The sequence below is a fragment of the Pseudomonas sp. JL3 genome, from assembly GCF_031570575.1.
GTDB classification, from domain to species: domain Bacteria; phylum Pseudomonadota; class Gammaproteobacteria; order Pseudomonadales; family Pseudomonadaceae; genus Aquipseudomonas; species Aquipseudomonas cucumis.
Map to the genome: position 1 here is coordinate 92,131 of NZ_JAKWJK010000010.1, position 24,520 is coordinate 116,650.

General features: G+C 59.6%; 23 protein-coding genes. All 23 read left to right on the forward strand.

The window, feature by feature from the left end:
- Positions 1–151: 151 nt before the first annotated feature.
- The 23 genes from rfbF (at position 152) to MMG91_RS17980 (ending at position 24,519) form a co-directional block, all read left to right on the forward strand.
- On the forward strand, positions 152–925 hold the full coding sequence (rfbF, locus tag MMG91_RS17870) for a glucose-1-phosphate cytidylyltransferase (protein WP_310660283.1): 774 nt from the start codon (positions 152–154) through the stop codon (positions 923–925).
- On the forward strand, positions 907–1,989 hold the full coding sequence (gene rfbG, locus MMG91_RS17875) for a CDP-glucose 4,6-dehydratase (protein WP_310660284.1): 1,083 nt from the start codon (positions 907–909) through the stop codon (positions 1,987–1,989). The genes rfbF and rfbG overlap by 19 nt, the downstream gene beginning before the upstream one ends.
- Complete coding sequence (locus MMG91_RS17880; RefSeq protein WP_310660285.1) at positions 1,986–2,546, forward strand: dTDP-4-dehydrorhamnose 3,5-epimerase; 561 nt, start codon at positions 1,986–1,988, stop codon at positions 2,544–2,546. The genes rfbG and MMG91_RS17880 overlap by 4 nt, the downstream gene beginning before the upstream one ends.
- Entirely contained in the window at positions 2,543–3,769 is a 1,227-nt protein-coding gene (locus MMG91_RS17885; protein WP_310660286.1) for a class I SAM-dependent methyltransferase, read from the forward strand. Before MMG91_RS17880 ends, MMG91_RS17885 begins: the two co-directional genes overlap by 4 nt.
- The gene (locus MMG91_RS17890; protein WP_310660287.1) at positions 3,766–4,623 is read left to right on the forward strand and encodes an NAD(P)-dependent oxidoreductase; all 858 of its coding nucleotides are present in this window, start codon (positions 3,766–3,768) and stop codon (positions 4,621–4,623) included. The genes MMG91_RS17885 and MMG91_RS17890 overlap by 4 nt, the downstream gene beginning before the upstream one ends.
- Entirely contained in the window at positions 4,613–5,683 is a 1,071-nt protein-coding gene (locus MMG91_RS17895) for a class I SAM-dependent methyltransferase (protein WP_310660288.1), read from the forward strand. Before MMG91_RS17890 ends, MMG91_RS17895 begins: the two co-directional genes overlap by 11 nt.
- Before the next feature lie 16 nt (positions 5,684–5,699).
- Positions 5,700–6,437 (forward strand): cephalosporin hydroxylase family protein, encoded by a 738-nt coding sequence (locus MMG91_RS17900; RefSeq protein WP_310660289.1) that lies wholly within the window; start codon positions 5,700–5,702, stop codon positions 6,435–6,437.
- A gap of 53 nt (positions 6,438–6,490) precedes the next feature.
- A complete protein-coding gene (locus MMG91_RS17905; protein WP_310660290.1) occupies positions 6,491–9,427 on the forward strand; it encodes a TIGR00180 family glycosyltransferase in 2,937 nt (978 codons plus the stop codon).
- A gap of 29 nt (positions 9,428–9,456) precedes the next feature.
- Positions 9,457–10,458, forward strand: coding sequence for a UDP-N-acetylglucosamine 4,6-dehydratase (inverting) (gene pseB, locus MMG91_RS17910; RefSeq protein ID WP_305505324.1), 1,002 nt, complete (start codon positions 9,457–9,459; stop codon positions 10,456–10,458).
- Positions 10,455–11,618 carry a UDP-4-amino-4,6-dideoxy-N-acetyl-beta-L-altrosamine transaminase gene (gene pseC, locus MMG91_RS17915; protein ID WP_310660291.1) on the forward strand — a complete coding sequence of 388 codons (1,164 nt, stop codon included), beginning with the start codon at positions 10,455–10,457 and terminating at the stop codon, positions 11,616–11,618. The genes pseB and pseC overlap by 4 nt, the downstream gene beginning before the upstream one ends.
- A gap of 6 nt (positions 11,619–11,624) precedes the next feature.
- Entirely contained in the window at positions 11,625–12,320 is a 696-nt protein-coding gene (pseF, locus tag MMG91_RS17920) for a pseudaminic acid cytidylyltransferase (protein ID WP_310660292.1), read from the forward strand.
- On the forward strand, positions 12,317–13,816 hold the full coding sequence (pseG, locus tag MMG91_RS17925) for a UDP-2,4-diacetamido-2,4,6-trideoxy-beta-L-altropyranose hydrolase (protein ID WP_310660293.1): 1,500 nt from the start codon (positions 12,317–12,319) through the stop codon (positions 13,814–13,816). The genes pseF and pseG overlap by 4 nt, the downstream gene beginning before the upstream one ends.
- The gene (pseI, locus tag MMG91_RS17930; protein WP_310660294.1) at positions 13,813–14,865 is read left to right on the forward strand and encodes a pseudaminic acid synthase; all 1,053 of its coding nucleotides are present in this window, start codon (positions 13,813–13,815) and stop codon (positions 14,863–14,865) included. The genes pseG and pseI overlap by 4 nt, the downstream gene beginning before the upstream one ends.
- A gap of 229 nt (positions 14,866–15,094) precedes the next feature.
- On the forward strand, positions 15,095–16,021 hold the full coding sequence (locus tag MMG91_RS17935; RefSeq protein WP_305448745.1) for a ketoacyl-ACP synthase III: 927 nt from the start codon (positions 15,095–15,097) through the stop codon (positions 16,019–16,021).
- Between the two features lie 80 nt (positions 16,022–16,101).
- Entirely contained in the window at positions 16,102–17,394 is a 1,293-nt protein-coding gene (locus MMG91_RS17940; RefSeq protein ID WP_310660295.1) for a 6-hydroxymethylpterin diphosphokinase MptE-like protein, read from the forward strand.
- Positions 17,391–17,657 (forward strand): hypothetical protein, encoded by a 267-nt coding sequence (locus MMG91_RS17945; protein ID WP_305505338.1) that lies wholly within the window; start codon positions 17,391–17,393, stop codon positions 17,655–17,657. Before MMG91_RS17940 ends, MMG91_RS17945 begins: the two co-directional genes overlap by 4 nt.
- Before the next feature lie 249 nt (positions 17,658–17,906).
- Positions 17,907–18,752, forward strand: coding sequence for a flagellin domain-containing protein (locus MMG91_RS17950; RefSeq protein WP_310660296.1), 846 nt, complete (start codon positions 17,907–17,909; stop codon positions 18,750–18,752).
- 71 nt (positions 18,753–18,823) lie between these two features.
- On the forward strand, positions 18,824–19,189 hold the full coding sequence (locus MMG91_RS17955) for a flagellar protein FlaG (protein WP_310660297.1): 366 nt from the start codon (positions 18,824–18,826) through the stop codon (positions 19,187–19,189).
- An 82-nt stretch (positions 19,190–19,271) separates the two neighbouring features.
- Positions 19,272–20,708: a flagellar filament capping protein FliD gene (gene fliD / locus MMG91_RS17960; RefSeq protein ID WP_310660298.1), complete on the forward strand. Its 1,437-nt coding sequence runs from the start codon at positions 19,272–19,274 to the stop codon at positions 20,706–20,708.
- 126 nt (positions 20,709–20,834) lie between these two features.
- Positions 20,835–21,230, forward strand: a complete 396-nt coding sequence (gene fliS / locus MMG91_RS17965) for a flagellar export chaperone FliS (protein ID WP_310660299.1) — start codon at positions 20,835–20,837, stop codon at positions 21,228–21,230.
- Between the two features lie 10 nt (positions 21,231–21,240).
- Entirely contained in the window at positions 21,241–21,537 is a 297-nt protein-coding gene (locus MMG91_RS17970) for a hypothetical protein (protein WP_008006639.1), read from the forward strand.
- A gap of 172 nt (positions 21,538–21,709) precedes the next feature.
- Complete coding sequence (locus MMG91_RS17975; RefSeq protein WP_007894189.1) at positions 21,710–23,185, forward strand: sigma-54 dependent transcriptional regulator; 1,476 nt, start codon at positions 21,710–21,712, stop codon at positions 23,183–23,185.
- 128 nt (positions 23,186–23,313) lie between these two features.
- A complete protein-coding gene (locus MMG91_RS17980) occupies positions 23,314–24,519 on the forward strand; it encodes an ATP-binding protein (protein ID WP_310660340.1) in 1,206 nt (401 codons plus the stop codon).
- Position 24,520 lies beyond the last annotated feature (1 nt).

A 24,520-nucleotide genomic window follows, 5' to 3' on the forward strand; every position in this document is an offset into this window, starting at 1 on the left:
GCGCGTTTCCTGCAAGTCCCCCTCATATCGCCATAAAACGAGCGCTGCGGCCGGTACGCCAGCGCCTGACACGGCAGAGCGTTTTAGCCAGACAGCCCGCAAAAGCCTGAAATAGCTTGGCCGAGCTCTGTGAAGAACAAGAGGGGAGACGATGAAGGCAGTAATTCTGGCGGGTGGCCTGGGCACGCGCATCAGCGAAGAGTCGCACCTCAAGCCCAAGCCGATGATCGAGATCGGCGGCAAGCCAATTCTTTGGCACATCATGAAACAGTACTCCGCCCACGGGATTCATGACTTCGTGATTTGCCTTGGCTACAAGGGCTATGCGATCAAGGATTTCTTCGCCAACTACTTCTTGCACACCTCCGACGTCACCTTCGACATGCGCAACAACCGCATGGACGTGCACCAGAACTACAGCGAGCCGTGGAGCGTCACCCTCATCGACACCGGCGAGGAAACCATGACCGGTGGCCGCTTGCTGCGCGCCGGCCGTTACCTCAAGGATGAAGAGGCCTTCTGCTTTACCTACGGCGACGGCGTCTCCGATATCAATATCCGTCAACTGGTGGACTACCACAGCGCCCACGGTCGTCTGGCGACCGTCACCGCCGTACAACCGCCGGGTCGTTACGGCGCCCTGGAGCGTCATGGCGATCAGGTGCTCGGTTTCACCGAGAAGCCCCGTGGCGACGGTGGCTGGATCAATGGCGGGTTCTTTGTGCTGTCGCCGAAAGTACTGTCGTACATCGAAGGTGATGAAACCACCTGGGAAGCCGAGCCGTTGGCCCGTCTGGCCCAGGATGAACAGTTGAAGGCCTTCGAGCACGAAGGCTTCTGGCATCCAATGGACACCTTGCGCGACAAGAACCACCTCGAAGCGTTGTGGCAAAGCGGGGAGGCCCCATGGAAGCAATGGGACTGAGTCCGCAATTCTGGCGTGGCAAGCGCGTCCTGCTGACCGGCCACACCGGTTTCAAGGGCAGCTGGTTGACGTTGTGGCTGCAAAGCCTCGGTGCCGAGGTCAGCGGGTTTTCGCTCGATCCGTCCACCGAACCGAGCCTGTTCGAACTGGCCCGGGTGCATGAGGGCATCAACGATCAGCGCGGCGACCTGCGTGATCTCGGCGCCTTGCTGGAGCTGATCGCCGAAGTGCAGCCGGAAATCGTCCTGCACCTGGCGGCCCAGCCGCTGGTGCGCGAAGGCTATCGCGATCCGCTCGGCACCTATTCCAGCAACGTCATGGGCACCCTCAACCTGCTCGAAGCGATTCGTCAGGTCGGTGGGGTGCGCGCCTGCGTGCTGGTGACCACCGACAAGGTCTACGCCAACCAGGAATGGCTGTGGCCGTACCGCGAGGACGAAGCCCTCGGCGGTCACGACCCTTACAGCAGCAGTAAGGCTTGCTGTGAATTGTTGGCGCAGTCTTATGCCGCGTCGTTTTTCCCGGCTGACAAGTATGCCGAACACGGCCTGGCGTTGGCGACCGCACGCGCCGGTAACGTGCTGGGCGGCGGGGACTTCGCACCTGAACGCTTGATTCCCGATGTGCTCAAGGCCTGGTCGGCCGACCAACCGGTGACCCTGCGCTATCCGCAGGCCGTGCGCCCCTGGCAGCACGCGCTGGAACCGCTGGCCGGTTATCTGCAACTGGCCGCTGGCCTCTATGAGCAAGGTCCCGAGTTTGCCGGTGCGTGGAACTTCGGCCCGAGCGAGGCGGACATGTGCAGTGTCGGCGAAGTGGTTGAGTTGCTCGCCAGCCGCTGGCCGCAAGCACGCGGATTGCGCATCGAACCGAGTGATTTGCATGAAGCCGGGCTGCTGCGCCTGGACAGCAGCCGCGCCCGGCAACTGTTGGCCTGGCAACCGCGCTGGTCGTTGCAGCAGTGCCTGACCCAGACCCTCGATTGGCACCTGGCGTGGCAAAACGGCGATGACATGCGTGAAATCACCTTGCGTCAGTTGAACCTGTACCGAGGCGCGTTGTGAGCGAATTCCTGGTGAAAGCCTTGCCGCTGGCCGGCCTGTTCAGCGTGCAGCACAAACGCTTCGAAGATGATCGCGGGCACTTCGCCCGATTGTTCTGCGAAGGCAGCCTGAGCGCGTTTGGCCAGCCGTTTCATATCCGCCAGATCAATCACTCCTGCACCCGTGAGCGGGGCAGTGTGCGTGGCCTGCATTATCAAAACTCCAATGCGCCGGAAGCCAAGTTAATTACCTGCCTGCGCGGCGAGGTCTGGGATGTGGCGGTGGACTTGCGCCCCGACTCCGAAACCTTCCTGCGCTGGCACGCCGAACACTTGCGCGCTGGCGACGGTCGCAGCCTGCTGATCCCGGCCGGGTTCGCCCATGGTTTCCAGACCCTGACCGACGACGCCGAATTGCTTTACCTGCACAGCGCCAATTATGCGCCGGCGCACGAGGGCGGGTTATCGGTGAACGATCCACGGCTGGCGATTGCCTGGCCGTTGCCTGTCAATAATCTGTCGGCGCGGGATTCCAGCCATCCCGCGCTGGATCAACACTTCGCTGGAGTGCGTCTATGAACTGCCGTGGTTGCGGTAATCCTCTGGCCTTGCCGCTGATCGATCTCGGCACCTCGCCGCCATCCAACGCCTATGTGCACGCCGATCGCCTGGAACAAGCCGAGCAATGGGTGCCATTAAAGGTTGCGGTGTGTCAGCAATGCTGGCTGGTGCAGACCGAGGATTACACCAGCGCCGACAGCCTGTTCGATGCCGAGTATGCGTATTTCAGTTCATTCTCCAGCACCTGGCTGGCTCATGCCGAGCGCTATGTAGCCGAGATGGTCGAACGCTTCGGCCTGACCGCCGACAGCCGCGTGGTGGAAATCGCCGCCAACGACGGTTACCTGTTGCAGTACGTCGCCGGGCGCGGCGTCCCTTGCCTGGGCGTTGAGCCAACCCGCAGCACCGCACAAGCGGCGCGAGAGAAAGGCCTGGAAATTCGCGAACTGTTCTTCGGTCGCGACACCGCTGCGCAGCTGAAAAATGAAGGCTGGGCCGCTGACCTGATGGCCGCCAACAACGTGCTGGCCCACGTCCCGGACATCAATGATTTCCTCGGTGGTTTTGCCACCTTGCTCAAGCCGACCGGTGTGGCGACGTTCGAGTTTCCGCAACTGCTGACGCTGATGGCGGGGAAGCAGTTCGACACGCTGTATCACGAGCACTATTCCTACCTGTCCCTGACCGCCGTGCAGACCTTGTGCGAGCGCAATGGCCTGGAGGTGTTCGACGTCAGCCAACTGACGACTCACGGTGGATCGCTGCGGGTGTTCGTGCAGCGCAAGGACGGTGAACGCCGCGCCGTACAACCGACCGTGCAGCAACAGTTGCAGGCCGAACTGGACGCCGGGGTGAAGACGCCCGAGTACTACGCAACCCTGGCGCCAGCGGCTGAACGTATCAAGCACGAACTGCTGCGCTTTCTGTTGCAGGCCAAGGCCAACGGCAAGCGCGTGGTCGGTTATGGCGCGGCGGCCAAGGGCAACACGTTGCTCAACTATGCGGGGGTCAAACCGGACCTGTTGGCCTGGGTGGCCGATGCCAATCCGCACAAGCAGGGCAAGTACTTGCCGGGCAGTCGCATTCCAATCGTTTCGCCGGCGCAAATCGATCTGGAGAAACCGGATTACGTGCTGGTACTGCCGTGGAATTTGCTGCACGAAGTCAGTCAGCAACTGGCGCAGGTGCGTCAGTGGGACGGCCGTTTCGTGATCGCCGTGCCTGAGTTGACCTTACTGTGAAGGTGCTGGTGACCGGTGCCACCGGGTTCGTCGGCCGACATCTGGTCGCGGCCTTGCTCGCCCGTGGCTGTGAGGTGCGTGCCGTGGCGCGTAATGCCGAGACCGCCGCGCAATTGCCGTGGATCAACGCCGTGGAGTTCGTGGCCGCGGACATTCATGCCGCCGACCTGGACATGGCGGCACTGACCGATGGCGTCGATGCCTTGGCGCATCTCGCTTGGCCGGGGTTGCCGAATTATCAGGCGCTGTTTCACTTCGAACACAACCTGATGGCCGATTACCGCTTCATCAAGGGCGCGGTCGAGGCGGGCGTGTCGCAGGTGTTTGTCACCGGCACCTGTTTCGAATACGGCCTGCAAAGTGGCCCGCTCAGCGAGCAGACCGCGCCGCAGCCGAGTAACCCTTACGGGCTGGCCAAGAACACCTTGCGTCTGTTCCTCGAAAACCTGCAGCGCCAACAGCCGTTCACCCTGCAATGGGCGCGGCTGTTTTACCTGCATGGACAAGGGCAGAACCCCAACAGTTTGCTGGCGGCACTGGACCGGGCAATCGAGGCCGGGGATGACAGCTTCAACATGTCGGCCGGCGAGCAGTTGCGCGATTACCTGGCGATCGACACGGCCGCCGGTTACCTCGCCGCGATCCTGCAACAGCGCGAATTCGATGGCGTGATCAATTGTTCCAGCGGCCAGCCGATATCGGTCAGAGCGCTGGTCGAGCAACGGTTGCATGAACGTGGCGCATCGATCCGTTTGAACCTGGGCCATTACCCCTACCCGACCCATGAGCCGATGGCGTTCTGGGGCGTGGCGGACCGCTTGCAACAGCTACTGGGAGCAGAGCATGAGGCATGAGTTGTATCGGGTCGCCGACCTGCCGGTGTTGCAGAACCGGACCTTTGCCGATGCGCAATCGGCGAAAGCTTCGGCCTGCGCCGACATGGTGTTGGTGCAAGACGAGACGAGTGGGTTGATCTTCAATCAGGCCTTCGATGCCGACAAGCTCAGCTACGACGCCGACTATCAGAACGAGCAGGCGCATTCCGGCCAGTTCCAGAAGCACCTGAGCGATGTCGAAGGGATCATTGCCCGCCACTTCAAGGGGCAGGAACTGATCGAAGTCGGCTGCGGCAAAGGCTACTTTCTTGAGCTGCTCAAAGGCCTGGGCTACGCCATCACCGGCATCGACCCGGCTTACGAAGGCGACAACTGCGATGTGATCAAGGCGCCGTTCACTCGCGGCCTTGGCCTGTCGGCAGACGCTATCGTGCTGCGGCATGTGCTGGAACATATTCAGGATCCGCTGAGTTTTCTGGCGGTCATCGCCGAAGCCAACCAGGGCGGACAGATATACATTGAAGTCCCATGTTTCGACTGGATTCTCGAGCACCGTGCCTGGTTCGACCTGTTTTACGAACACGTCAATTATTTCCGCCTCGATGATTTGCGCCGGATGTTCGGCACCGTGCACGAGGCCGGTCACCTGTTCGGTGGCCAATACCTGTACATCGTCGCCGACCTGGCCACGCTGCGCCTGACGCCGGAACAACCGGTGCCGCGCCTGACGCTGCCCGAAGGTTTCACCGCCAGCCTCGACCGCGCCGTGCAGATCATTCAGGCCGCGCCCGAGCAGGGTTCGGCGATCTGGGGGGCGTCGTCCAAAGGCGTGATTTATTCGCTGTTCCTGCAACGCGCGGGTGTGGCGGTGGATAGCGTGGTGGATATCAACCCGGCCAAACAGGGCCGATATCTGCCCCTGAGCGGCGCGCGGGTGTCCTCGCCGCAAGAGGCCATGGATGCTCTGCCCGAAGGCGCCAACCTGTTTGTGATGAACTCCAATTACCTCGAAGAAATCAAGCGGATGACCGGTGGACGCTACGTCTATCACGCCGTCGACAGCGCTTCGTTCCAGTGACTATTGAGATTCTAAAATGACCGACAACACCATCAATAAAGCTTTCGAAGCCGAGTGCCAGGCCGAAATCGCCCGCCAGGGTGACGACCAGAAACTCACCGGCCTGGCCCGGGATTTCTTCAACGAATCGGCCAAGCACAAGTACAGCTACCACTTCTCGTGGATGGGCCGTCCGATCATCCAGCTGCCGCAAGACATGATGGCGATGCAGGAAATCATCTGGCAGGTCAAACCGGACCTGGTCATCGAGTGCGGCATCGCCCACGGCGGTTCGATCATCTACTACGCCTCCTTGCTGGAGCTGCAAGGCCACGGCGAAGTGCTGGGCATCGACCTCGACATTCGTCCGCACAACCGTGAAGCCATCGAAAGCCACCCGATGAGCAAACGCATCAAGATGATCGAAGGTTCGAGCATTGATCCTGCGATCGCCGCACAAGTGCGCGCCGCGGCCGAAGGCAAGAAAGTCATTCTGGTGCTGGATTCCAACCACACCCACGACCATGTGCTCGAAGAGCTGCGTCTGTACGCACCACTGGTTTCGGTGGACAGCTACTGCGTGGTCATGGACACCGTGGTCGAAGACATGCCGGCCGACTTCTTCCCGGATCGTCCATGGGGCCCGGGCGACAACCCGAAAACCGCGGTGTGGAAGTATCTGGAAGAAAACAAGGACTTCGAGATCGATCAACAGATGCAAAACAAACTGCTGATCACCGTGGCGCCGGACGGCTATCTGCGTCGCGTTCGTTAATCAAAAAAGCAGCTTCAGGTACTTGGCGATCGGCCGGTTGTGGGGATAGGAAAATGCAGGTTCAAAGCAGCACTCAAACCAACGTGACACCGCTGAACGAGCTGTTCACGGTGGTGGTCATCACCCACAACCGCAGGGCGTTCCTGCGACGCGCCTTGCAGTACTACAGCCGTTACTCCGCCAAGGTGCTGGTGCTGGATTCGTCCGTGCAGGGCGATGAGCGCATCGCAACCGACTTTCCGTCGGTCGACTATCGCCATCTGCCGCAGTTCACCTATACGGGGTTTCAGCAAAAACTTGCGTATGGCGTCAGTCAGGTCACCACGCCGTACATGGTGTTGGCTTCCGACGATGACTTCCTGCTGCACGATGCATTGACCGAGTCGGTGAACTTCCTCGAGGCCAACCCCGATTACGGCATGTGCCACGGCTACTGCCTGATGTACCTGGCGCACTCCAACTATGTGCAGTACTACCGTCGCGACAAGAAGGTAAAAGAGGATTACAACGCCGAGCGCGCGCAGGATCGTGTGCTCGACTACATGGGCCAGTACATTCCGCCGTTCTATGCGGTGCACCGCACTTCGCTGTTGCAGGACTGGTACGCGGCCATGCCGCAGGGCACGATTTTCGAGTGGCAGGAAATCGGCCATGTGTATTACATGCTCGCGCGGGCCAAGGCGCGGATCCTGCCAATGCCTTATGTGGTGCGGGAGGTCAACTACGGCCGTTCCGATCACAATACCGAGATCATTCACGTCCTGAGTTTCAAGGACGCCCGCTCCGTCGCCGAGCGTGAGCGCTTTGCCGGATTCCTCGCCACCCTGCCGACCGACATCAGTGGCCTGAACCAGACGCAGACCGCAGAGTTCGCCCTGCAAAGTTTCCAGGCGCTGGCCGATAGCCTGGCCGCGCGCAATGCACTGACTATCGAGCCGATCTTCGAGTCCTACTGGAAAGATCCCACCATCGGCCCGAAACGCGCATTCGGGACTCAGCAGTATGTCGAGATGCCGTTCTACAACCAGGCGTTTTTTGATCAGCTGACCGAGTGCGAATTCCTGCTCCATGCGATGCCGGCCGGGCGCTTGCAACTGGAAGAAATGGAGGGTGCGTTACTTCAGCAGCATACGTTGCAGCGCACCTATTCCAATGACACGCCCGAGACCATCCAGACCCGTTTGCTGCATGCCGTGCAGTTGGGCGCATTCAATCGTCAGGTCGTGCAAAAACTGGCGCAGCAGCTGCTGGACATGGGCGAGAGCGCCGATGCGAAAATATTGACCGACTGGATTGCCCGCCTCGGCGAAGTACCGACCTACGACAGCCGTCAGTTGCTGGACAGCATGCCCTCCGGCCGGCTGTTGAACTGGTTGCAGGCACGCCAGCCGAACGACACTGCGGTTCGGAAAATCAATCAACACCTGGCGGCCAACGAGGGCGGGCCTCAGTTCGGCATTCTGTTGCTGGATCTTGAAGCCGACATGGACAAGTTGCAGGTCACCTTCGACAGCCTGATGGAAAGCGCTTTCCGCGCCTTCAAGGTGGTGGTCTTCACCACCGGTGATTTGCCTGACGTCACCACCGAACAAAATACCGTGCATTTTGTAAAGGTCAGCGCAAGCAACTACGTCGATAAACTGAACCAGATTGCCCAGCGCTCAACCTCGGACTGGCTACTGCTGGCCGAGGCTGGCGATGAGTTCACGGCTGCCGGCTTCCTGCGCGCCAGCCTTGAGTTGCAGGACGCCGAAGGTTGCCGTGCGGTGGCAATGGATGAAATTCATCGTCGTAGTAACGGCACGTTGACCGAAGTGTTCCGTCCGGCTTTCAACCTCGACCTGCTGCAAAGTCTGCCGGCATTGACTGCCCGGCATTGGTTGATCCGGCGCGAGGTGCTGGTGGATGTCGGTGGTTATGCCCGCGAATTCAGCGATGCACTGGAATTCGACTTGCTGCTGCGCTTGATCGAAGCTGGCGGGCTGGCTGGGCTGGCGCATTTGGCCGAGCCATTGCTGATCACCCCGGCGGTGGAGTTGGCGCCGAACGAGCACCAACGACAGGCTCTGGTACGCCACCTGGCAACCCGTGGCTATCAAGCGCAGGTCAGTGCCGAGGCATTTGGTGGCTTGCGGATCGACTACCGCCATGCCGCGCGTCCTAAGGTGTCGATCATCGTGCGCAGCGAAGGCAGTCAGGAGCAATTGCAGCGCTGCCTGGTGAGCGTATTGCAGCGCACGCGCTATCAGAACAACGAAATTATCATCGCCGACAATCACAGCCAGTCAGCCGATCTGCTGGCGTGGCTCGACAGTCTGGAGCAAAACGGCCGCGGGCGGATTCGCCTGATCAAGAATGAGCAGCGCGTGAGCTCGCCGGCATTGCTCAACCAGGCCGCCGCGCAGGCGCAGGGTGAGTACCTGATATTGCTCGCGGCGGACGCCGAGGTGGTCAATGCCAATTGGATCGAAGCTTTGCTCAACCAGGCGCAGCGTCCGGAAGTGGGTGTGGTGGGGGCCAAGCTGGTTGATCGCGAGGGCAGTGTGACCGGCGCCGGTTTGATTCTGGGGCTGGGAGACGGCGTGGCATCTGCGTTTGTCGGCGAGAAAAAAGACGCGCCGGGTTATATGCATCGACTGCTGGTCGAGCAGAATTATTCGGCGGTCTCCGACGCTTGCCTGATGGTGCGCAAAGAGGTGTTCGACGCACTCGGCGGGTTTGACGAAGAGCATTTCGAGCAAGCGTATGCCGATGTCGACTTGTGCCTGAAAGTCGCCGATGCCGGGTTGCTGACCGTATGGACGCCGCAAGTGCAAATCGCCCACCCCGGCACTTTGCCGGATCACCCGCAGGCGGCAGCCGCTCTGCGCGACAAGTGGCAATCGCGCTTCGAACAGGATTCAGCCTACAACCAGAACCTGGCCTTGACCGGCAAGGGCTTTACTCTCAGCGAACCGACTAGCGTGAACTGGGCGCAGTTGCTCGCATAAGCCTGCTGACAGGTAAAAGGACTCAAGGCATGTTCAACGGTAAATCGATTTTCATCTCTGGCGGCACCGGCTCGTTCGGGCGCAATTTCATCCGCCGGTTGCTGGAGCAATACCAGCCCAAGCGCGTGGTGGTGTTTTCCCGCGATGAGCTCAAACAGTACGAGATGCAGCAAACGTTCAATGCGCCATGCATGCGTTACTTCATCGGTGATGTGCGTGACGCTGACCGTTTGCGCCAGGCCATGCGCGGTATCGATTACGTGGTGCACGCCGCGGCGCTGAAGCAAGTACCGGCGGCGGAATACAACCCCACCGAATGCATCCGCACCAACGTCAACGGCGCGGAAAACATCATTGCCGCGGCCATCGACAACGGTGTGAAAAAAGTCGTCGCGCTGTCCACCGACAAGGCCGCCAGCCCGATCAACCTGTACGGCGCGACCAAGCTGCTGTCGGACAAACTGTTCGTGGCCGCCAACAACATTGCCGGCGAACAACAGACCCGCTTTGCCGTGGTGCGCTACGGCAACGTCGCCGGCTCGCGGGGGTCGGTGGTGCCGTTCTTCAGCAAACTGATTGCCGAGGGCGCCAAAGAGCTGCCGATCACCGACGAGCGCATGACGCGGTTCTGGATCACCCTCGACCACGGCGTGAAGTTTGTGCTCGACAGCTTCGCCCGCATGCACGGCGGTGAAGTGTTTGTGCCGAAGATCCCGTCGATTCGCATTGTCGATCTGGCGCTGGGCATGGCTGAACACTTGCCGCACAAACACGTTGGCATTCGTCCGGGGGAAAAACTCCATGAACTGATGGTGCCGCTGGATGACGCGCGCATGACCCTGGAGTTCGATGATCACTACACCATTCAGCCGTCGATTCGTTTCACCAGCGTCGACGTGGATTTTGCCGTCGACAAACTGGGCGAGCAGGGCCGACCGGTGAGCGAAGATTTCGAGTACCGCTCCGACACCAACCCGCACTTCCTGTCGGTCGGCCAGATCGCTGACCTGCACGCGGAGCTGTCGGCATGATTCCCTATGGTCGGCAAAGCCTCGATCAGGCAGACATCGACGCGGTGGTCGCCGTGTTGCAGTCCGACTGGCTGACGCAAGGGCCGACCATCGAGCGTTTCGAACAGGCCATGGCCGAGCGTTGCCAGGCTGATTTCGCGGTGGCGGTGTGCAACGCCACGGCGGCGTTGCACATTGCCTGTCTCGCTGCCGGCCTGGGGCCGGGCGATCGGTTGTGGACCACGCCGAACACCTTTCTGGCCTCGGCCAACTGCGGTCGCTACTGCGGCGCGGATGTCGATTTCGTTGACATCGATCCGCTGACCTGGAACCTCGACGTCTACACCTTGGCGGCGAAGCTTGAAATCGCCGAGCGCGACGGCAAGCTGCCGAAAGTGTTGGTAGCGGTGGCGTTCTCCGGGCAGAGCTGCGATATGCGCATGATTGCCGAACTGGCCGAGCGTTACGGTTTCACGGTGATCGAGGATGCCTCCCACGCGGTCGGCGCGTCTTATGCCGGGCGCCCGGTGGGTTGCGGCGAGTTCGCGGCGATGACCGTATTCAGTTTCCATCCGGTGAAAATCATCACCAGCGCCGAAGGCGGCATGGTGCTGACCAATCGCCCGGAACTGGCCGAGCGCTTGCAACGCCTGCGCTGCCACGGCATGACCCGTGACCCCGAACAGATGACCGAACCCAGCCACGGCCCCTGGTACTACCAGCAAGTAGAACTGGGCTTCAATTACCGCATCACCGACTTGCAAGCGGCTCTCGGCCTGTCGCAGCTGAACAAGCTCGATGGCTTTATCGAGCGTCGACGTGAGCTGGCGGCGCGTTATGACCGGTTGCTGGCGTACTTGCCGCTGACCTTGCCCAGCCCGCAGCCCGAGGCCGAGTCGGCGTGGCATCTGTACGTGGTGCGCTTGCAGCCGAAGCGGATCAACCTCAGTCATCGACAGGTGTTCGAAGGCTTGCGAGCGGCCGGTGTCGGGGTGAATCTGCACTATATTCCCGTGCACTTGCAGCCGTACTATCGCGACCTGGGTTTCGCCGAGGGGGACTTTCCCGAAGCCGAACGTTATTACGCCGAGGCCATCAGCCTGCCGCTGTTTCCTCTGCTGAGCGATGAACAACAGGATTATGTGGTCGAGCAATTGCGACGACTGATCCTTGAGGGGTAGTGACTCTTGAGTTGTGTTGCGATCATCCCGGCCCGTGGGGGCAGCAAGCGAATCCCGCGCAAGAACCTCAAGCCGTTCGACGGCGTGCCGATGATCGTCCGTTCGATTCGCACGGCGCTGGAGTCGAATCTGTTCGACCAGGTGATCGTCAGCACCGACGATGACGAGATCGCCGAGGTCGCACGGGCCCATGGGGCTCAGGTGCCGTTCATGCGGCCCGCGGCACTTGCCGACGATTTCACCGGGACCGCAGCGGTGATCGTGCATGCCTTGAAGCAATTGCCACCGTTCGACTATGCCTGCTGCGTCTACGCGACCGCGCCATTGTTGCAGGCGCGTTATCTGCGTCAGGGGCATGAGTTGCTGGTGCAGCATCCGGACAAATCCTTCGCGTTTTCAGTCGCCGGTTTTGGCTTCCCGGTGCAACGGGCCTTGACCCTCGACGAGCAGGGCGCCTTGACCTCGCTCTACCCGGAATTTCGCGAGACCCGTTCCCAGGACTTGCCCGAAGCTTTTCAAGATGCCGGCCAGTTCTACTGGGGGCGCAGCGAGGCCTGGTTGCGTGGCGATGTGCTGTTCTCGCCGGCAAGCCTGCCGGTGATTCTGCCGCGTCATCTAGTGCAGGATATCGACACGCTTGAAGACTGGACGCGTGCCGAATATCTCTATTCCGCCTTGAAGGCTGGGGGTGAGCTGCAATGAGGGTACTGATCCGCGCTGATGCATCGCCGACCATCGGCAGTGGCCATATCGCCCGCTGCCTGACCCTGGCCAGGGTGTTACGCAAGCAGGGCACGCACGTTGCCTTCGCGTGTCGTCAGTTGCCGGGGCATCGGTTGGACAGTCTGCAGGCTGAGGATTTCGAGACGTTCGCGCTGCCGGAGCGCTATCCCGATGAAGACCCGCAGCAGGCCATCGAGGCGATGCTGCCGTGGCAAGCGGACATCGCTGCGCTGGGGCAAGCATTGGAAAGTCATCCAGCCTTCGACTGGATCATCGTCGACCACTATGGTCTCGATCACCATTGGCAGACCGCAGCCCGCCGTTGGGCTCCACGAATCGCGGCGGTGGACGATTTGGCCACTCGGCAATACAGCGTCGATCTGCTGCTCAATCAAAATCTGTCGGGCACGCCAGAGGCTTATGCCTCACTGCTGACGCCCGATTGCCAGGCCTTGCTCGGCCCACGTTTTGCGATGTTGCGCGATGAGTTCTGCTGCCCGGCGATCGAGATCAAACCTCGAGCCAGGCGAGTACTGGTGAATTTCGGCGGCTTCGATGCGGCCATGCAGACCCATCACGCGATGTTGGCGCTGGCTGACCTCCATGAGCTGGAGGTCGATTTCGTCGCGGGCGCCGACAACCCGGCCTGGGAGCAGATGCAGGCGCTGGCGGCGTATCGTCCGAACTGGCGCCTGCACAGTTTTGTCAGCGATTTTTACCGGCTGATGACCGAGGCCGACCTGTTCATCGGTGCCGGCGGCGGTACCAGCTGGGAGCGGGCGGCCATGGGGCTGCCGACGATCTGCATTGCGGTATCGAATAATCAGCAGGCCAACGGCGAGGTGATGGCGACCTCGGGGGCTCATGTGTTCCTGGGCAACCGCGAGCACGTCAGTGTCGAGCAGTTGCGTCAGGCCATCGGTTTTGTCGTGGGCAATCAGGTTTTTCGCCAGAGCCTGGCCGAGCGTTCGCGGCAGTTGGTCGATGGCCGTGGCGCGTTGCGGGTGGCGGCAGCGCTGGCGGGGGCGGTACTGCAGGTGCGTCGGGCCACGCAGGACGATGCGCAACTGTTGTTTGAGGGGCGTAATGCCGAGGCGGTGCGGCGCTGGTCGCTGGACAGCCACGTCATCGATTGGCAGCGGCATCTGACCTGGCTGGCTGCGAGCCTGAGCAACCCGCAGCGGTTGCTGTTGATTGCCGAGGCGGATGATGGCCCGGTCGGTGTGTTGCGCTATGACCTTGACGGTACTCGGGCCGAAGTCTCGATTTATCTGTTCGAAGGCCGATTTGGCCTGGGTTGGGGCAGGGCGCTGCTGGCGCGGGGCGAAGCCTTTGTCACCGATTACTGGCCGTCATTGCAAGCCATCACCGCTCAGGTGTTGCCCGCCAACCAGGCGTCGCTGAAAGTTTTCCGCGAGGCAGGTTTCACTCAGAGTGCTTGTGCGTTCACACGCGTTTTAAAGGATCACCCATGACCCGTTTCAAGATCGGCAACCGCTCGATCGGTGCCGATGCGCCGCCGTTCATCATTGCCGAGATGAGCGGCAACCATAACCAGTCGCTGGACGTGGCGCTGCAAATCGTCGAAGCCGCGGCCAAGGCCGGCGCGCATGCCTTGAAGCTGCAAACCTATACCGCCCAGACCATGACGCTGGACCTGTCCGAAGGTGAGTTTTTCATCAAGGACCCCAACAGCCTGTGGGCCGGTTCGTCGCTGTACGCGCTGTACGAGAAGGCCCATACGCCGTGGGAATGGCACGCGCCGATTTTCGCCCGGGCCAAAGAGTTGGGCATGCTGGCGTTCTCCACGCCGTTTGATGACACCGCGGTGGATTTTCTCGAAAGCCTGGACGTGCCGGCCTACAAGATCGCCAGTTTTGAGAACACCGATCTGCCGTTGATCCGGCGGGTCGCTGCCACGGGCAAGCCGCTGATCATCTCCACCGGCATGGCCAGCATCGCCGAGCTCGATGAAACCGTGCGCGCTGCCCGTGAGGCCGGTTGCAAGGACCTGGTGTTGCTCAAGTGCACCAGCACCTACCCGGCGACGCCAGCCAACAGTAATGTGCGCACCATCCCTCATCTGCGCGAGTTATTTGGCTGTGAAGTCGGTTTGTCCGATCATTCGATGGGCGTCGGAGTGTCCGTCGCCGCCGTAGCGCTGGGGGCGACGGTGGTGGAGAAACACTTTACCCTCGACCGTGCCGCCGGTGGGGTGGACGCCAGTTTCTCCCTGGAACCGGCCGAACTCGCCAGCCTGGTGATTGAAACCGAACGTGCCTGGCAGGCCATGGGCCAGGTGCATTACGGCGTGACCGAGGCCGAGCGCAAGTCTCTGGTATACCGTCGTTCGCTGTACGTCACTCAGGACATGGCCGCCGGTGAGCCTTTCACCGTTGCCAATCTGCGGGCCATCCGGCCTGGCCTGGGGCTGGCCCCCAAACACGCTGAAACCCTTCTGGGCCGCCGCGCCCGACGGGCCATCAAGCGCGGAACGCCGCTGGACTGGTCGCTGGTCGAATAAGCTGTTGTGGGGCTGATTCGGCGAAATAGCGTGACCTGCGAGTCATAACGCGCATCTTCACTGTATTGTATAAAAAGGGGAGATGGCGCCTGGACTGTTTTTAGCCCAGTGATGGCCTTTTATTCTTCCCGCTGTCACCCCGTTGAGGGCGACGTTATTTGTTGTTTGTCGGCGCCCCTCGAATCCTTGCGAGCGGTGGTATTGGGCTGTTTATTATTGGGAAGCCGTAATGATTGGCATAAAGAGCATTGCGAGCTACGTTCCTGTAGCCGGCGTGGACAATTACGCACAAGGTGCAAAATTCGAAAAGGATGAAGAGTTCATCCTGGGCAAGATCGGTTCGGCCTTCCTGCCGCGTAAAGATGCAGGGCAAGAAACTTCGGACCTGTGTGTCGAAGCAGTCAACGCGCTGTTCGCCAACAATCCAGAATTGAAGCGTGAAGCCATCGACGTGCTGATCGTCGTGACCCAGAACGGTGACGAAGAAGGTCTGCCACACACCGCCGCCATCGTTCAGGACAAACTGGGCCTGCCGACGACAGTGGCTGCGTTCGATATTTCCCTGGGCTGCTCCGGTTATGTCTATGGCATCTACGCTATCAAGGGTTTCATGGAAGCCGCGGGCCTGAAGAATGGCTTGCTGGTGACCGCCGATCCGTACTCCAAGATCGTCGACCCGGAAGACCGCAATACCACCATGCTGTTCGGCGATGCCGCCACTGCCACCTGGATGGGCGAAGACGCGCCATGGCAGTTGGGCAAGGCCAAGTTCGGCACCGACGGTTCCGGCGCGCCGCACCTGAAGGTCACCGATGGCGTGTTCTTCATGAATGGCCGTCAGGTGTTCAACTTTGCGTTGCTCAAAGTGCCGGCGCATTTGCATGAGTTGCTCGCTGACTCGGGGCTGACGGCTGACGATATCGATGCCTTCTGCATTCACCAGGGCAGTGCAGCCATTGTCGACGCCGTGGCGCGGCGGTTCGAGGGTGAGCCTGAGAAGTTCATCAAGGACATGGTCGAGACCGGTAATACCGTGTCGTCGAGCATTCCGCTGCTGCTGGAAAAACACGTGCTGGACTCGAAGTGGAAGCGCGTTGCGCTGAGTGGTTTTGGTGTTGGATTGTCGTGGGGTTCGGCGATCATCTATCGTCCCTGATCAATAAACCGCGGCACAAAAATAGCGCTCAAGGTGTAACCTTGAGCGCTATTTTTTTGCCCGAATCACAGTGAGGCGTCATGAGCGATTTTTTTCAACCCAACGCCGAACTCATCCAGCGTCGCTGGCCGGCCGTGGCTGAGCGTCTGCTGTCTGAAGATCCGGGCCCGTTGCAGGCCGATCTGGTGGAAGGGCTCGGCTCGACCCTGAGCATCAACGGCATTCAGTTGACCAGTCGCCATGACCGTACCCACGAAGCGCAACTTCAGGCCGCAAGCCTGCCGGTCGACAGTCCGGTGTTGCATGTTTACGGCACGGGGCTGGGTGATCTGCAACTGGAACTGCTGCAGCGTTCGGAACTGATTCAGCTGCATGTACATATCCTCAACGGCGCCGTGTTTGCGCTGGTCTTGCAATTGCTCGATCAGCAGCCGTGGCTCAGTGATTCTCGGGTCGAGCTGCACTACGCCGGTGATTTGGCTGAGATTTGTTTGCCGTTCTTTGCCCTGCCTTCAGAGCTGGTGCTGGCCGATGACTTCAATGCGAAGATCCGTGACCGCTTGACCAGCGAAACCCATCTGACGTTCAACAACCGTGAGTTTGATCCGGACAATCCGGAAATCGCCGCGCGCTTGCTTGAAAGTGTCGAACAGATCCGCATTGATAGCGACGTCGCACAATTGTTCGCAACACACGCTGGCCAGCCGATGTTCGTCATCGCCACCGGGCCGAGCCTGGAACAGCACTTTGTGACCTTGCGATCCATTCGCGGCCAGACCCCGCGACCACTGTTCGTTTGTGTCGATACCGCTTACCGGCCGCTGATCGAGCACGGCATCAAGCCGGATGTGGTCGTCACGATCGATCAGCGTATCTCGCAGCGTCACCTGCCGCCCGAGGACAGCGTAAACATCACGCTGGTCTACATGCCGCTGGTGGACCCTGTCGTGCTACAGGCCTGGCAAGGCAAACGTTATGTCGCCTACTCGGCAAGCCCGGTTTTCCGTGATTTGCGTGAGCAGTTGCCTCGCGCCGCGCTGTTTGCAGGCGGCAGCGTGATTCATCCGGCGGTGGACCTGGCGGTGAAAATGGGCGCCAGTCAGATCACGCTGTTCGGGGCTGACTTCGCGTTCCCCAACAACAAGACCCATGCCGGCTGGAATGATGGAGATCTTGGCCCCCAATTGGGCGCAGCTCGCCATTGGGTGTTGGATGGGCATGGGCAGCGGGTCAAGACACAGCTTAATTTCCGCAGCTACCTGTGTGAGCTGGAGCGCTATATCGCTGCACAGCCACAAGTAGCCTTCTACAACAGCAGTCGGGCTGGGGCCATGATTACCGGTACGACATTTCATCCGGAGTTCAGTCGATGACCGAAGTGCCACTCGTTGATCAGGCCCGGCAATGTTCAGCGTTGTTTCGCTTGGGAAGGGATGTCGAGGCGGCGCTGGTCATGGTCGAGGTAGCGGAGCGGGTGCAGTCGCGGGTCGGCGGGGCAGACCGCCAGCTCGCGGCCCGGTGGGTGGAATTGCTGACAAGCATGCTGGATAGCCAGGAACGACAGGACTGGCTGGCGCTGGCGGACTACCTTGAATACGAACTGGTCGATTTGCTGGTGGCTGTCAATTCCGCGTAATGCCGTGGCAGACCAGCGGGAGCGGGGCTGTTAGGAAGAGTTGTGGCAATTCTCTGGCGTCATTTTTTGGTGGTTGGATCGTCGCTAAGCCTTGGTTTTACAGGGGGTGGCAGGGTGATGGCAAAAAATTTCAAAAATCCCCTCAAGCAACCTGCATTGACGACGATAACTATTACGAAGGTTCTCTAGGCCATACCGGGCGGTTGCCAGGGCCGGAAGCCGCAGTACCCAACCAACGAGGAATTCGTCATGGCTTTAACAGTAAACACCAACACTACTTCCCTGAGTGTTCAGAAGAACCTGAACCGTGCGTCCGACGCACTGTCGACTTCGATGACCCGCCTGTCCTCCGGCCTGAAAATCAACAGCGCCAAAGACGACGCCGCCGGCCTGCAGATCGCTACCCGTATGACTTCGCAGATCCGTGGCCAGACCATGGCTATCAAAAACGCCAACGACGGTGTTTCGATCGCTCAGACTGCTGAAGGCGCTCTGCAAGAGTCGACCAACATTTTGCAGCGTATGCGTGAAATCGCACTGCAATCGCGTAACGATTCCAACGGCACTGCTGACCGTACCGCTCTGGACAAAGAATACCAACAGTCGATCGAGGAACTGACCCGTATCGCTGAGTCGACCAACCTGAACGGTAAAGCGCTGATCGACGGTACTGCTGGTGCGATGCAGTTCCAGGTAGGTTCGAACACCACTTCCGACAACCAGATCACTCTGACCCTGTCGACCAGCTTCGACGCCAGCGCCCTGGGCATGACCGGTACTGCCATTTCCGGCACTTCCAACGGTGTTAACCACACCAACGTTGACGCTTCGATTTCCGCTATCGACGCTGCTCTGGCAAACATCAACGCCACTCGCGCTGACCTGGGTGCTGCTCAGAACCGTTTCTCGACTACCATTTCCAACCTGCAGAACATCAACGAAAACGCCAGTGCTGCACTGAGCCGCGTACAAGATACCGACTTCGCTGCTGAAACTGCACAGCTGACCAAGCAACAAACTCTGCAACAAGCTTCCACCGCAGTTCTGGCCCAGGCCAACCAACTGCCATCCGCTGTACTGAAACTGCTTCAGTAATCGCTGATGAGTTTTGGCGGGGGAGTGCGCTTGTCGCGCTCTCTCGCTTTTTACTTTAAGAGGTGATGGACATGGATATGAGCGTCAAGCTGAACTTGTCTTATCCTGCGGCGCAGCAGGCGACGACTGTTGCCGATAAGCCTGCGGAAAAGCCTCGAGCGGAAACTGCGCCAGTGGTTGCCGTCAAGGAAGAAGGTAAAAAAGACCAGACCGAGCAGGAAAAACTGAAGATGGCCGTTCAGGAAATCGAAAAGTTCGTTCAGTCAGTCAAGCGCAACCTGGAGTTCTCGATTGACGAGCCTTCAGGCAAAGTTGTGGTCAAAGTGATTGCCAGTGACTCCGGTGAGGTGGTCCGTCAGATCCCCAACGAAGAAGTCCTTAAGCTGGCGAACAATTTGAATGATGCAAGCAGCCTGTTGTTCAGCGCAAAAGTCTGACAACTGGCACGAATTTTGTTGCTATGTTCTTTTGGGCGTTGTAGTGGTCAAAAGGCCGGCGACACACTGAAGGGAGTTTCACATGGCAAGTCCAATTCTACCGGGCACGGGTTTAGGCTCCGGCCTTGATACCGGTGCCATCGTCAAAGCCTTGGTCAATGCCGACAAGGCGGCCAAGCAGAATCAGATCGATCGTCAGACGGCCACCAACACCGCGCAGATTTCCGGTATTGGTTCTCTCAAAAGTGTCCTGGCGAATTTCCAGACTGCGATCAAGAATCTGGGTAGTACGCAGACTCCGCAATTCCTGGGCTACAACGCCACGTCCGCCGACGCGAAAGTATTGACCGCTGTAGCGAGTAACACGGCCGTCAACGGTACTTACGTGGTCAAGGTCACGAACCTTGCGACCTCGTCCAAAGTGGCCACCGCAGCCTTTGCCGGCGGTACCAGTAGTGCCATTCCGAGCGGCACGCTCAATATCACGCAAAACGGCGTTACCAGTTCTGTCACCATTCCGGCGGGCGCGACGTTGCAGTCGGTTCGCGATGCGATCAACACCCAGCAGGGTGCGAATGGCTTCAGTGCCAACATCGTGACTGACTCGTTTGGCTCGCGTCTGGTGATGGGCTCCACGGCGACCGGTGCCGGTTCCGATATCACCCTCAGCGGTATCGCGGGTCTGGAAATCAACGCCGGCGAGCAAATGGGTACAACACCGACAGCGACTTCGGCAGGTGCCATCGGCGATTTCGCGAAAGACGCCAATTTCACCGTGGACGGGCTCGCGCTGACCAGCAAAAGCAACAAGGTTGACGCGGCTATTTCCGGCTTGACCCTGAATCTGGTCGCCGGTGGTGAGACGACTGTGACGGTTGGTCCGAACAGTGATGGCCTGAAAAAATCCATCCAGACTTTCGTTGATGCTTACAACCAGGTTGTGACCAGTATCAACGCGTTGACCAAGCCTTCCCTGGATGACGAGGGCAACCCGACCATTGCTGCTGCACTGACCGGTGACCCTTTGGCGCGCGGCATTTTGGCATCCATTCGTTCGCCGTTGGTGACGACTGGTGCCGGTGACAAGCTCACTGTTCTGTCGCAGTTGGGTATCACCACCAATCAGAAAACCGGTGCGCTGGATTTCGATAGCACCAAGTTCACGACCGCGATGGACACCCAGAAACTCGGTGGTGAGGTTCAGAAGCTGTTCCTGGGCGATCCGACAGCGACTGGCGATGCCGCCAAGGGCTTGTTGACACGCATGAACGATGCAATCACCCCTTACACGGTCACTGGCAGTCAAGGGATCCTCGACGCCCGTTCGACCAACCTGGCCAAGGCCAAGACGAATCTGGCCAACCAGCAGGCGGCCCTTGACCGCCGCATCGAAACGCTGACGGCGGTGCTGACCAAGAAGTACAACGACATGGATTCTCTGGTTGGCAAGCTCAAGGCGACTGCCAGCAACATCACCTCGATGTTCGAGGCGATGAACGCGCAGAAAAACGCCTCGTAGTGCACAAACGCCAAAAGCCCGGCAGCGGATTCCGCTTGTCGGGCTTTTTTGGGTTTGGTCTAAAGATTTTTGACGCCGTGTCGATAGAGTGAATATACGAATCATAGAGTTTGGATGAGGTACAGCATGAACCCGATGTTAGCCCTTCGGCAGTATCAGAAGATTGGCGCGCAAGCCCAGACTTCCGAGGCCAGTCCTCATCGTCTGGTGCAAATGCTTATGGAGGGCGGACTGGATCGCATCGCTCAGGCCAAAGGTGCCATGGAGCGCAAGGATGTCGCCAACAAAGGTGTTCTGATCGGCAAGGCCATCGGCATCATCGGTGGTCTGCGTGAAGGACTGGATCTGGAAAACCAGGCTGATTCGGTGACTGAGCTGGATAACCTCTACACCTACATGATGAAGCGTTTGGCTGAAGCCAACATCAAGACCGATCCAAAAATTCTCGACGAAGTCGCCGACCTGCTTCGCACGGTCAAAGACGGTTGGGATGCCATTGCCGCGCCGGGTCCGCAGTTTTAAGGAGATCACCATGAGTCTTGTCTTGCAGCGAATCGAACAAACCCGCGATGCCCTCGTAGGTGCATTGGCCGAGCGCAACTGGGAAGCCATTGGCGAGTTGGACCTGGCTTGCCGTTCCTGCATGGAAGACGTCTTGAGTGAAGCTTCGGTGGACGAGGCCGCGTTGCGCGACAACCTTGAGGAGTTGCTGGGGGTGTATAAACAGCTTCTGGAGGCGGCGACGGGGGAGCGCCAGGCGATAGTCGACGAGATGTCGCAGATCCACCAAGCGCAGAGCGCGGCAAAGGTTTACCATCTGTTTGGGTAGTTAACCCTCAGTTAATCCAAACATAGTGCGCCATAAATTTGACTGTGCACGGTTTTTTGACTTAACTAGTGGCTGGTTCCAGATTTCAGGCGTCTACAGGCATAACGTGTCTGCAAGCGTCTAGCTTGCCCCTCATTTTGGGCATTGAGTTGACTAGGGAAGTTGCTATTGCATGTGGCGTGAAACCAAAATTCTGCTGATTGATGACGATAGCGTCCGCCGCCGCGATTTGGCGGTGATTTTAAATTTTCTCGGCGAAGAAAATTTACCCTGTGGCAGCCATGACTGGCAGCAGGCGGTCGGCTCTTTGTCATCAAGTCGTGAAGTAATCTGTGTCCTCATCGGGACGGTAAATGCTCCTGGTGCACTTTTGGGCCTGTTAAAGACACTCTCAACCTGGGATGAGTTCCTTCCAGTTTTGTTAATGGGCGATAATTCTTCCATTGACTTGCCGGAAGACCAGCGTCGCCGAGTGCTTTCGACTCTCGAAATGCCGCCCAGCTACAGCAAATTGCTCGACTCGTTGCACCGTGCCCAGGTCTATCGCGAGATGTATGACCAGGCCCGTGAGCGTGGTCGTCACCGTGAACCCAATCTTTTCCGCAGCCTTGTCGGCACCAGCCGGGCGATTCAGCACGTCCGGCAGATGATGCAGCAGGTCGCCGACACCGACGCCAGTGTGCTGATCCTCGGCGAGTCCGGGACCGGCAAGGAAGTGGTCGCGCGCAATCTGCACTACCACTCCAAGCGTCGTGACGCGCCGTTCGTTCCGGTCAACTGCGGGGCGATCCCGGCCGAGTTGCTGGAAAGCGAATTGTTCGGCCACGAGAAGGGCGCCTTCACCGGAGCGATCACCAGTCGTGCTGGGCGTTTCGAGCTGGCCAATGGCGGTACCTTGTTCCTCGACGAAATCGGCGACATGCCGCTGCCGATGCAGGTCAAGCTGCTGCGTGTCTTGCAGGAACGCACCTTCGAGCGCGTGGGTAGCAACAAGACCCAAAGTGTCGATGTGCGGATCATTGCGGCGACCCACAAGAATCTCGAAAGCATGATCGAGATCGGCACCTTCCGCGAAGATCTCTACTATCGCCTGAACGTGTTCCCGATCGAGATGGCGCCATTGCGCGAACGCGTCGAAGACATCCCGCTACTGATGAACGAGTTGATCTCGCGCATGGAGCACGAGAAGCGCGGTTCGATCCGTTTCAATTCGGCGGCGATCATGTCGCTGTGCCGTCACGGTTGGCCGGGCAACGTTCGCGAGCTCGCCAACCTGGTGGAGCGCATGGCGATCATGCACCCGTACGGGGTGATCGGCGTGGTCGAGTTGCCGAAGAAATTCCGCTACGTCGATGACGAAGACGAGCAACTGGTCGACAGCCTGCGCAGCGATCTTGAAGAGCGGGTGGCCATCAACGGTCATACCCCGGACTTCACCGCCAATGCGCTGCTGCCGCCGGAAGGCCTGGACCTGAAGGACTACCTCGGCGGTCTGGAACAAGGGCTGATTCAGCAGGCGCTGGATGATGCCAATGGCATCGTGGCGCGGGCGGCCGAACGGCTGCGGATTCGTCGCACCACGCTGGTGGAGAAGATGCGCAAGTACGGCATGAGTCGTCGTGACGGTGATGAACAGGCGGATGATTGACGCCTGTTTTTCAACTCCTTCATTTATAGGCGGTTTTTTTTAGGCACGGGTATTGCTACATCCCTCGCAACGTTCCGTTTAACTGACGGTCAACCATGCGAGAGAGTCCGATGCCCCAAGCCGCCCAGATGTCTCCTGCCCTTGATGCTCCGGGGCAACCGTCGTCCGTAGAGCAGGCAAGCGGGCTTGGCCTTGAGCAGGCGTTTGCGCTGTTCAACCAGATGTCGAGCCAATTGACCGATTCCTACAGCATGCTCGAAGCCCGGGTCACCGAGCTCAAGGGCGAACTGGCGGTGGTCAGTGCTCAGCGCATGCAGGAGCTGGCGGAAAAAGAACGCCTGGCTAATCGCCTGCAAAATCTCCTCGATCTGTTGCCTGGCGGTGTCATCGTCATCGACGCCCAAGGCATCGTGCGCGAAGCCAATCCCGCCGCAAGCGAACTGCTCGGCCGGCCCCTCGAAGGCGAGCTGTGGCGTCATGTGATTGCCCGATGCTTTGCACCGCGCGAAGACGACGGTCATGAAATCTCCCTCAAGGACGGTCGGCGTTTGTCGATCGCCACGCGCTCGCTGGATGCCGAGCCCGGTCAGTTGGTGCTGCTCAACGACCTGACTGAAACCCGTCACCTGCAAGATCAACTGGCTCGTCATGAGCGGCTGTCGTCTCTGGGTCGTATGGTCGCGTCGTTGGCTCATCAGATTCGCACACCGTTGTCTGCTGCATTGCTCTATGCCAGCCATTTGACTGAGCAGGAGTTGCCGGTCGAGACCCAGCAGCGTTTTGCCGGGCGCCTGAAAGAGCGTTTGCATGAGCTGGAACACCAGGTTCGCGACATGCTGGTGTTCGCTCGCGGCGAGCTGCCGCTGACCGATCGCGTCACCCCCAAGATGCTGATGCAGTCGCTGCAAGCGGCAGCGCTGACCCATGTTCAGGACCTGCCGATTCGCTGGCAGTGCGACAGTCATGCCGGTGAGTTGTTGTGCAATCGCGACACCTTGGTTGGGGCGATCCTCAATCTGATCGAGAACGCTGTTCAGGCCAGCGCCGGCGATGTTCGTTTGAAGGTTCACCTGTATACCCGCGGCAATAACCTGCGCTTGTGCGTCAGCGACAGCGGCAGTGGCATCGACACGAAGGTGCTGGCGCGTTTGGGTGAGCCGTTTTTTACCACTAAAACCACCGGCACCGGCCTGGGTCTGACCGTAGTCAAGGCGGTGGCCCGTGCTCATCAGGGAGAATTGCTGTTGCGTTCGCGGCCGGGTCGCGGCACTTGCGCGCAGGTGATCTTGCCGCTTTTTTCGGGTGAAGAGCCTAGCGCTCAGGGAGTGAAGTGAA

What these genes read in the sequence shown, in the direction of transcription:
- rfbF (WP_310660283.1), top strand. Translation starts at nt 152, where the DNA reads ATGAAGGCAGTAATTCTGGCGGGTGGCCTGGGCACGCGCATCAGCGAA.
- rfbG (WP_310660284.1), top strand. Translation starts at nt 907, where the DNA reads ATGGAAGCAATGGGACTGAGTCCGCAATTCTGGCGTGGCAAGCGCGTC.
- MMG91_RS17885 (WP_310660286.1), top strand. Translation starts at nt 2,543, where the DNA reads ATGAACTGCCGTGGTTGCGGTAATCCTCTGGCCTTGCCGCTGATCGAT.
- MMG91_RS17895 (WP_310660288.1), top strand. Translation starts at nt 4,613, where the DNA reads ATGAGGCATGAGTTGTATCGGGTCGCCGACCTGCCGGTGTTGCAGAAC.
- MMG91_RS17900 (WP_310660289.1), top strand. Translation starts at nt 5,700, where the DNA reads ATGACCGACAACACCATCAATAAAGCTTTCGAAGCCGAGTGCCAGGCC.
- MMG91_RS17905 (WP_310660290.1), top strand. Translation starts at nt 6,491, where the DNA reads ATGCAGGTTCAAAGCAGCACTCAAACCAACGTGACACCGCTGAACGAG.
- pseB (WP_305505324.1), top strand. Translation starts at nt 9,457, where the DNA reads ATGTTCAACGGTAAATCGATTTTCATCTCTGGCGGCACCGGCTCGTTC.
- pseC (WP_310660291.1), top strand. Translation starts at nt 10,455, where the DNA reads ATGATTCCCTATGGTCGGCAAAGCCTCGATCAGGCAGACATCGACGCG.
- pseG (WP_310660293.1), top strand. Translation starts at nt 12,317, where the DNA reads ATGAGGGTACTGATCCGCGCTGATGCATCGCCGACCATCGGCAGTGGC.
- pseI (WP_310660294.1), top strand. Translation starts at nt 13,813, where the DNA reads ATGACCCGTTTCAAGATCGGCAACCGCTCGATCGGTGCCGATGCGCCG.
- MMG91_RS17935 (WP_305448745.1), top strand. Translation starts at nt 15,095, where the DNA reads ATGATTGGCATAAAGAGCATTGCGAGCTACGTTCCTGTAGCCGGCGTG.
- MMG91_RS17940 (WP_310660295.1), top strand. Translation starts at nt 16,102, where the DNA reads ATGAGCGATTTTTTTCAACCCAACGCCGAACTCATCCAGCGTCGCTGG.
- MMG91_RS17945 (WP_305505338.1), top strand. Translation starts at nt 17,391, where the DNA reads ATGACCGAAGTGCCACTCGTTGATCAGGCCCGGCAATGTTCAGCGTTG.
- MMG91_RS17950 (WP_310660296.1), top strand. Translation starts at nt 17,907, where the DNA reads ATGGCTTTAACAGTAAACACCAACACTACTTCCCTGAGTGTTCAGAAG.
- MMG91_RS17955 (WP_310660297.1), top strand. Translation starts at nt 18,824, where the DNA reads ATGGATATGAGCGTCAAGCTGAACTTGTCTTATCCTGCGGCGCAGCAG.
- fliD (WP_310660298.1), top strand. Translation starts at nt 19,272, where the DNA reads ATGGCAAGTCCAATTCTACCGGGCACGGGTTTAGGCTCCGGCCTTGAT.
- fliS (WP_310660299.1), top strand. Translation starts at nt 20,835, where the DNA reads ATGAACCCGATGTTAGCCCTTCGGCAGTATCAGAAGATTGGCGCGCAA.
- MMG91_RS17970 (WP_008006639.1), top strand. Translation starts at nt 21,241, where the DNA reads ATGAGTCTTGTCTTGCAGCGAATCGAACAAACCCGCGATGCCCTCGTA.
- MMG91_RS17975 (WP_007894189.1), top strand. Translation starts at nt 21,710, where the DNA reads ATGTGGCGTGAAACCAAAATTCTGCTGATTGATGACGATAGCGTCCGC.
- MMG91_RS17980 (WP_310660340.1), top strand. Translation starts at nt 23,314, where the DNA reads ATGTCTCCTGCCCTTGATGCTCCGGGGCAACCGTCGTCCGTAGAGCAG.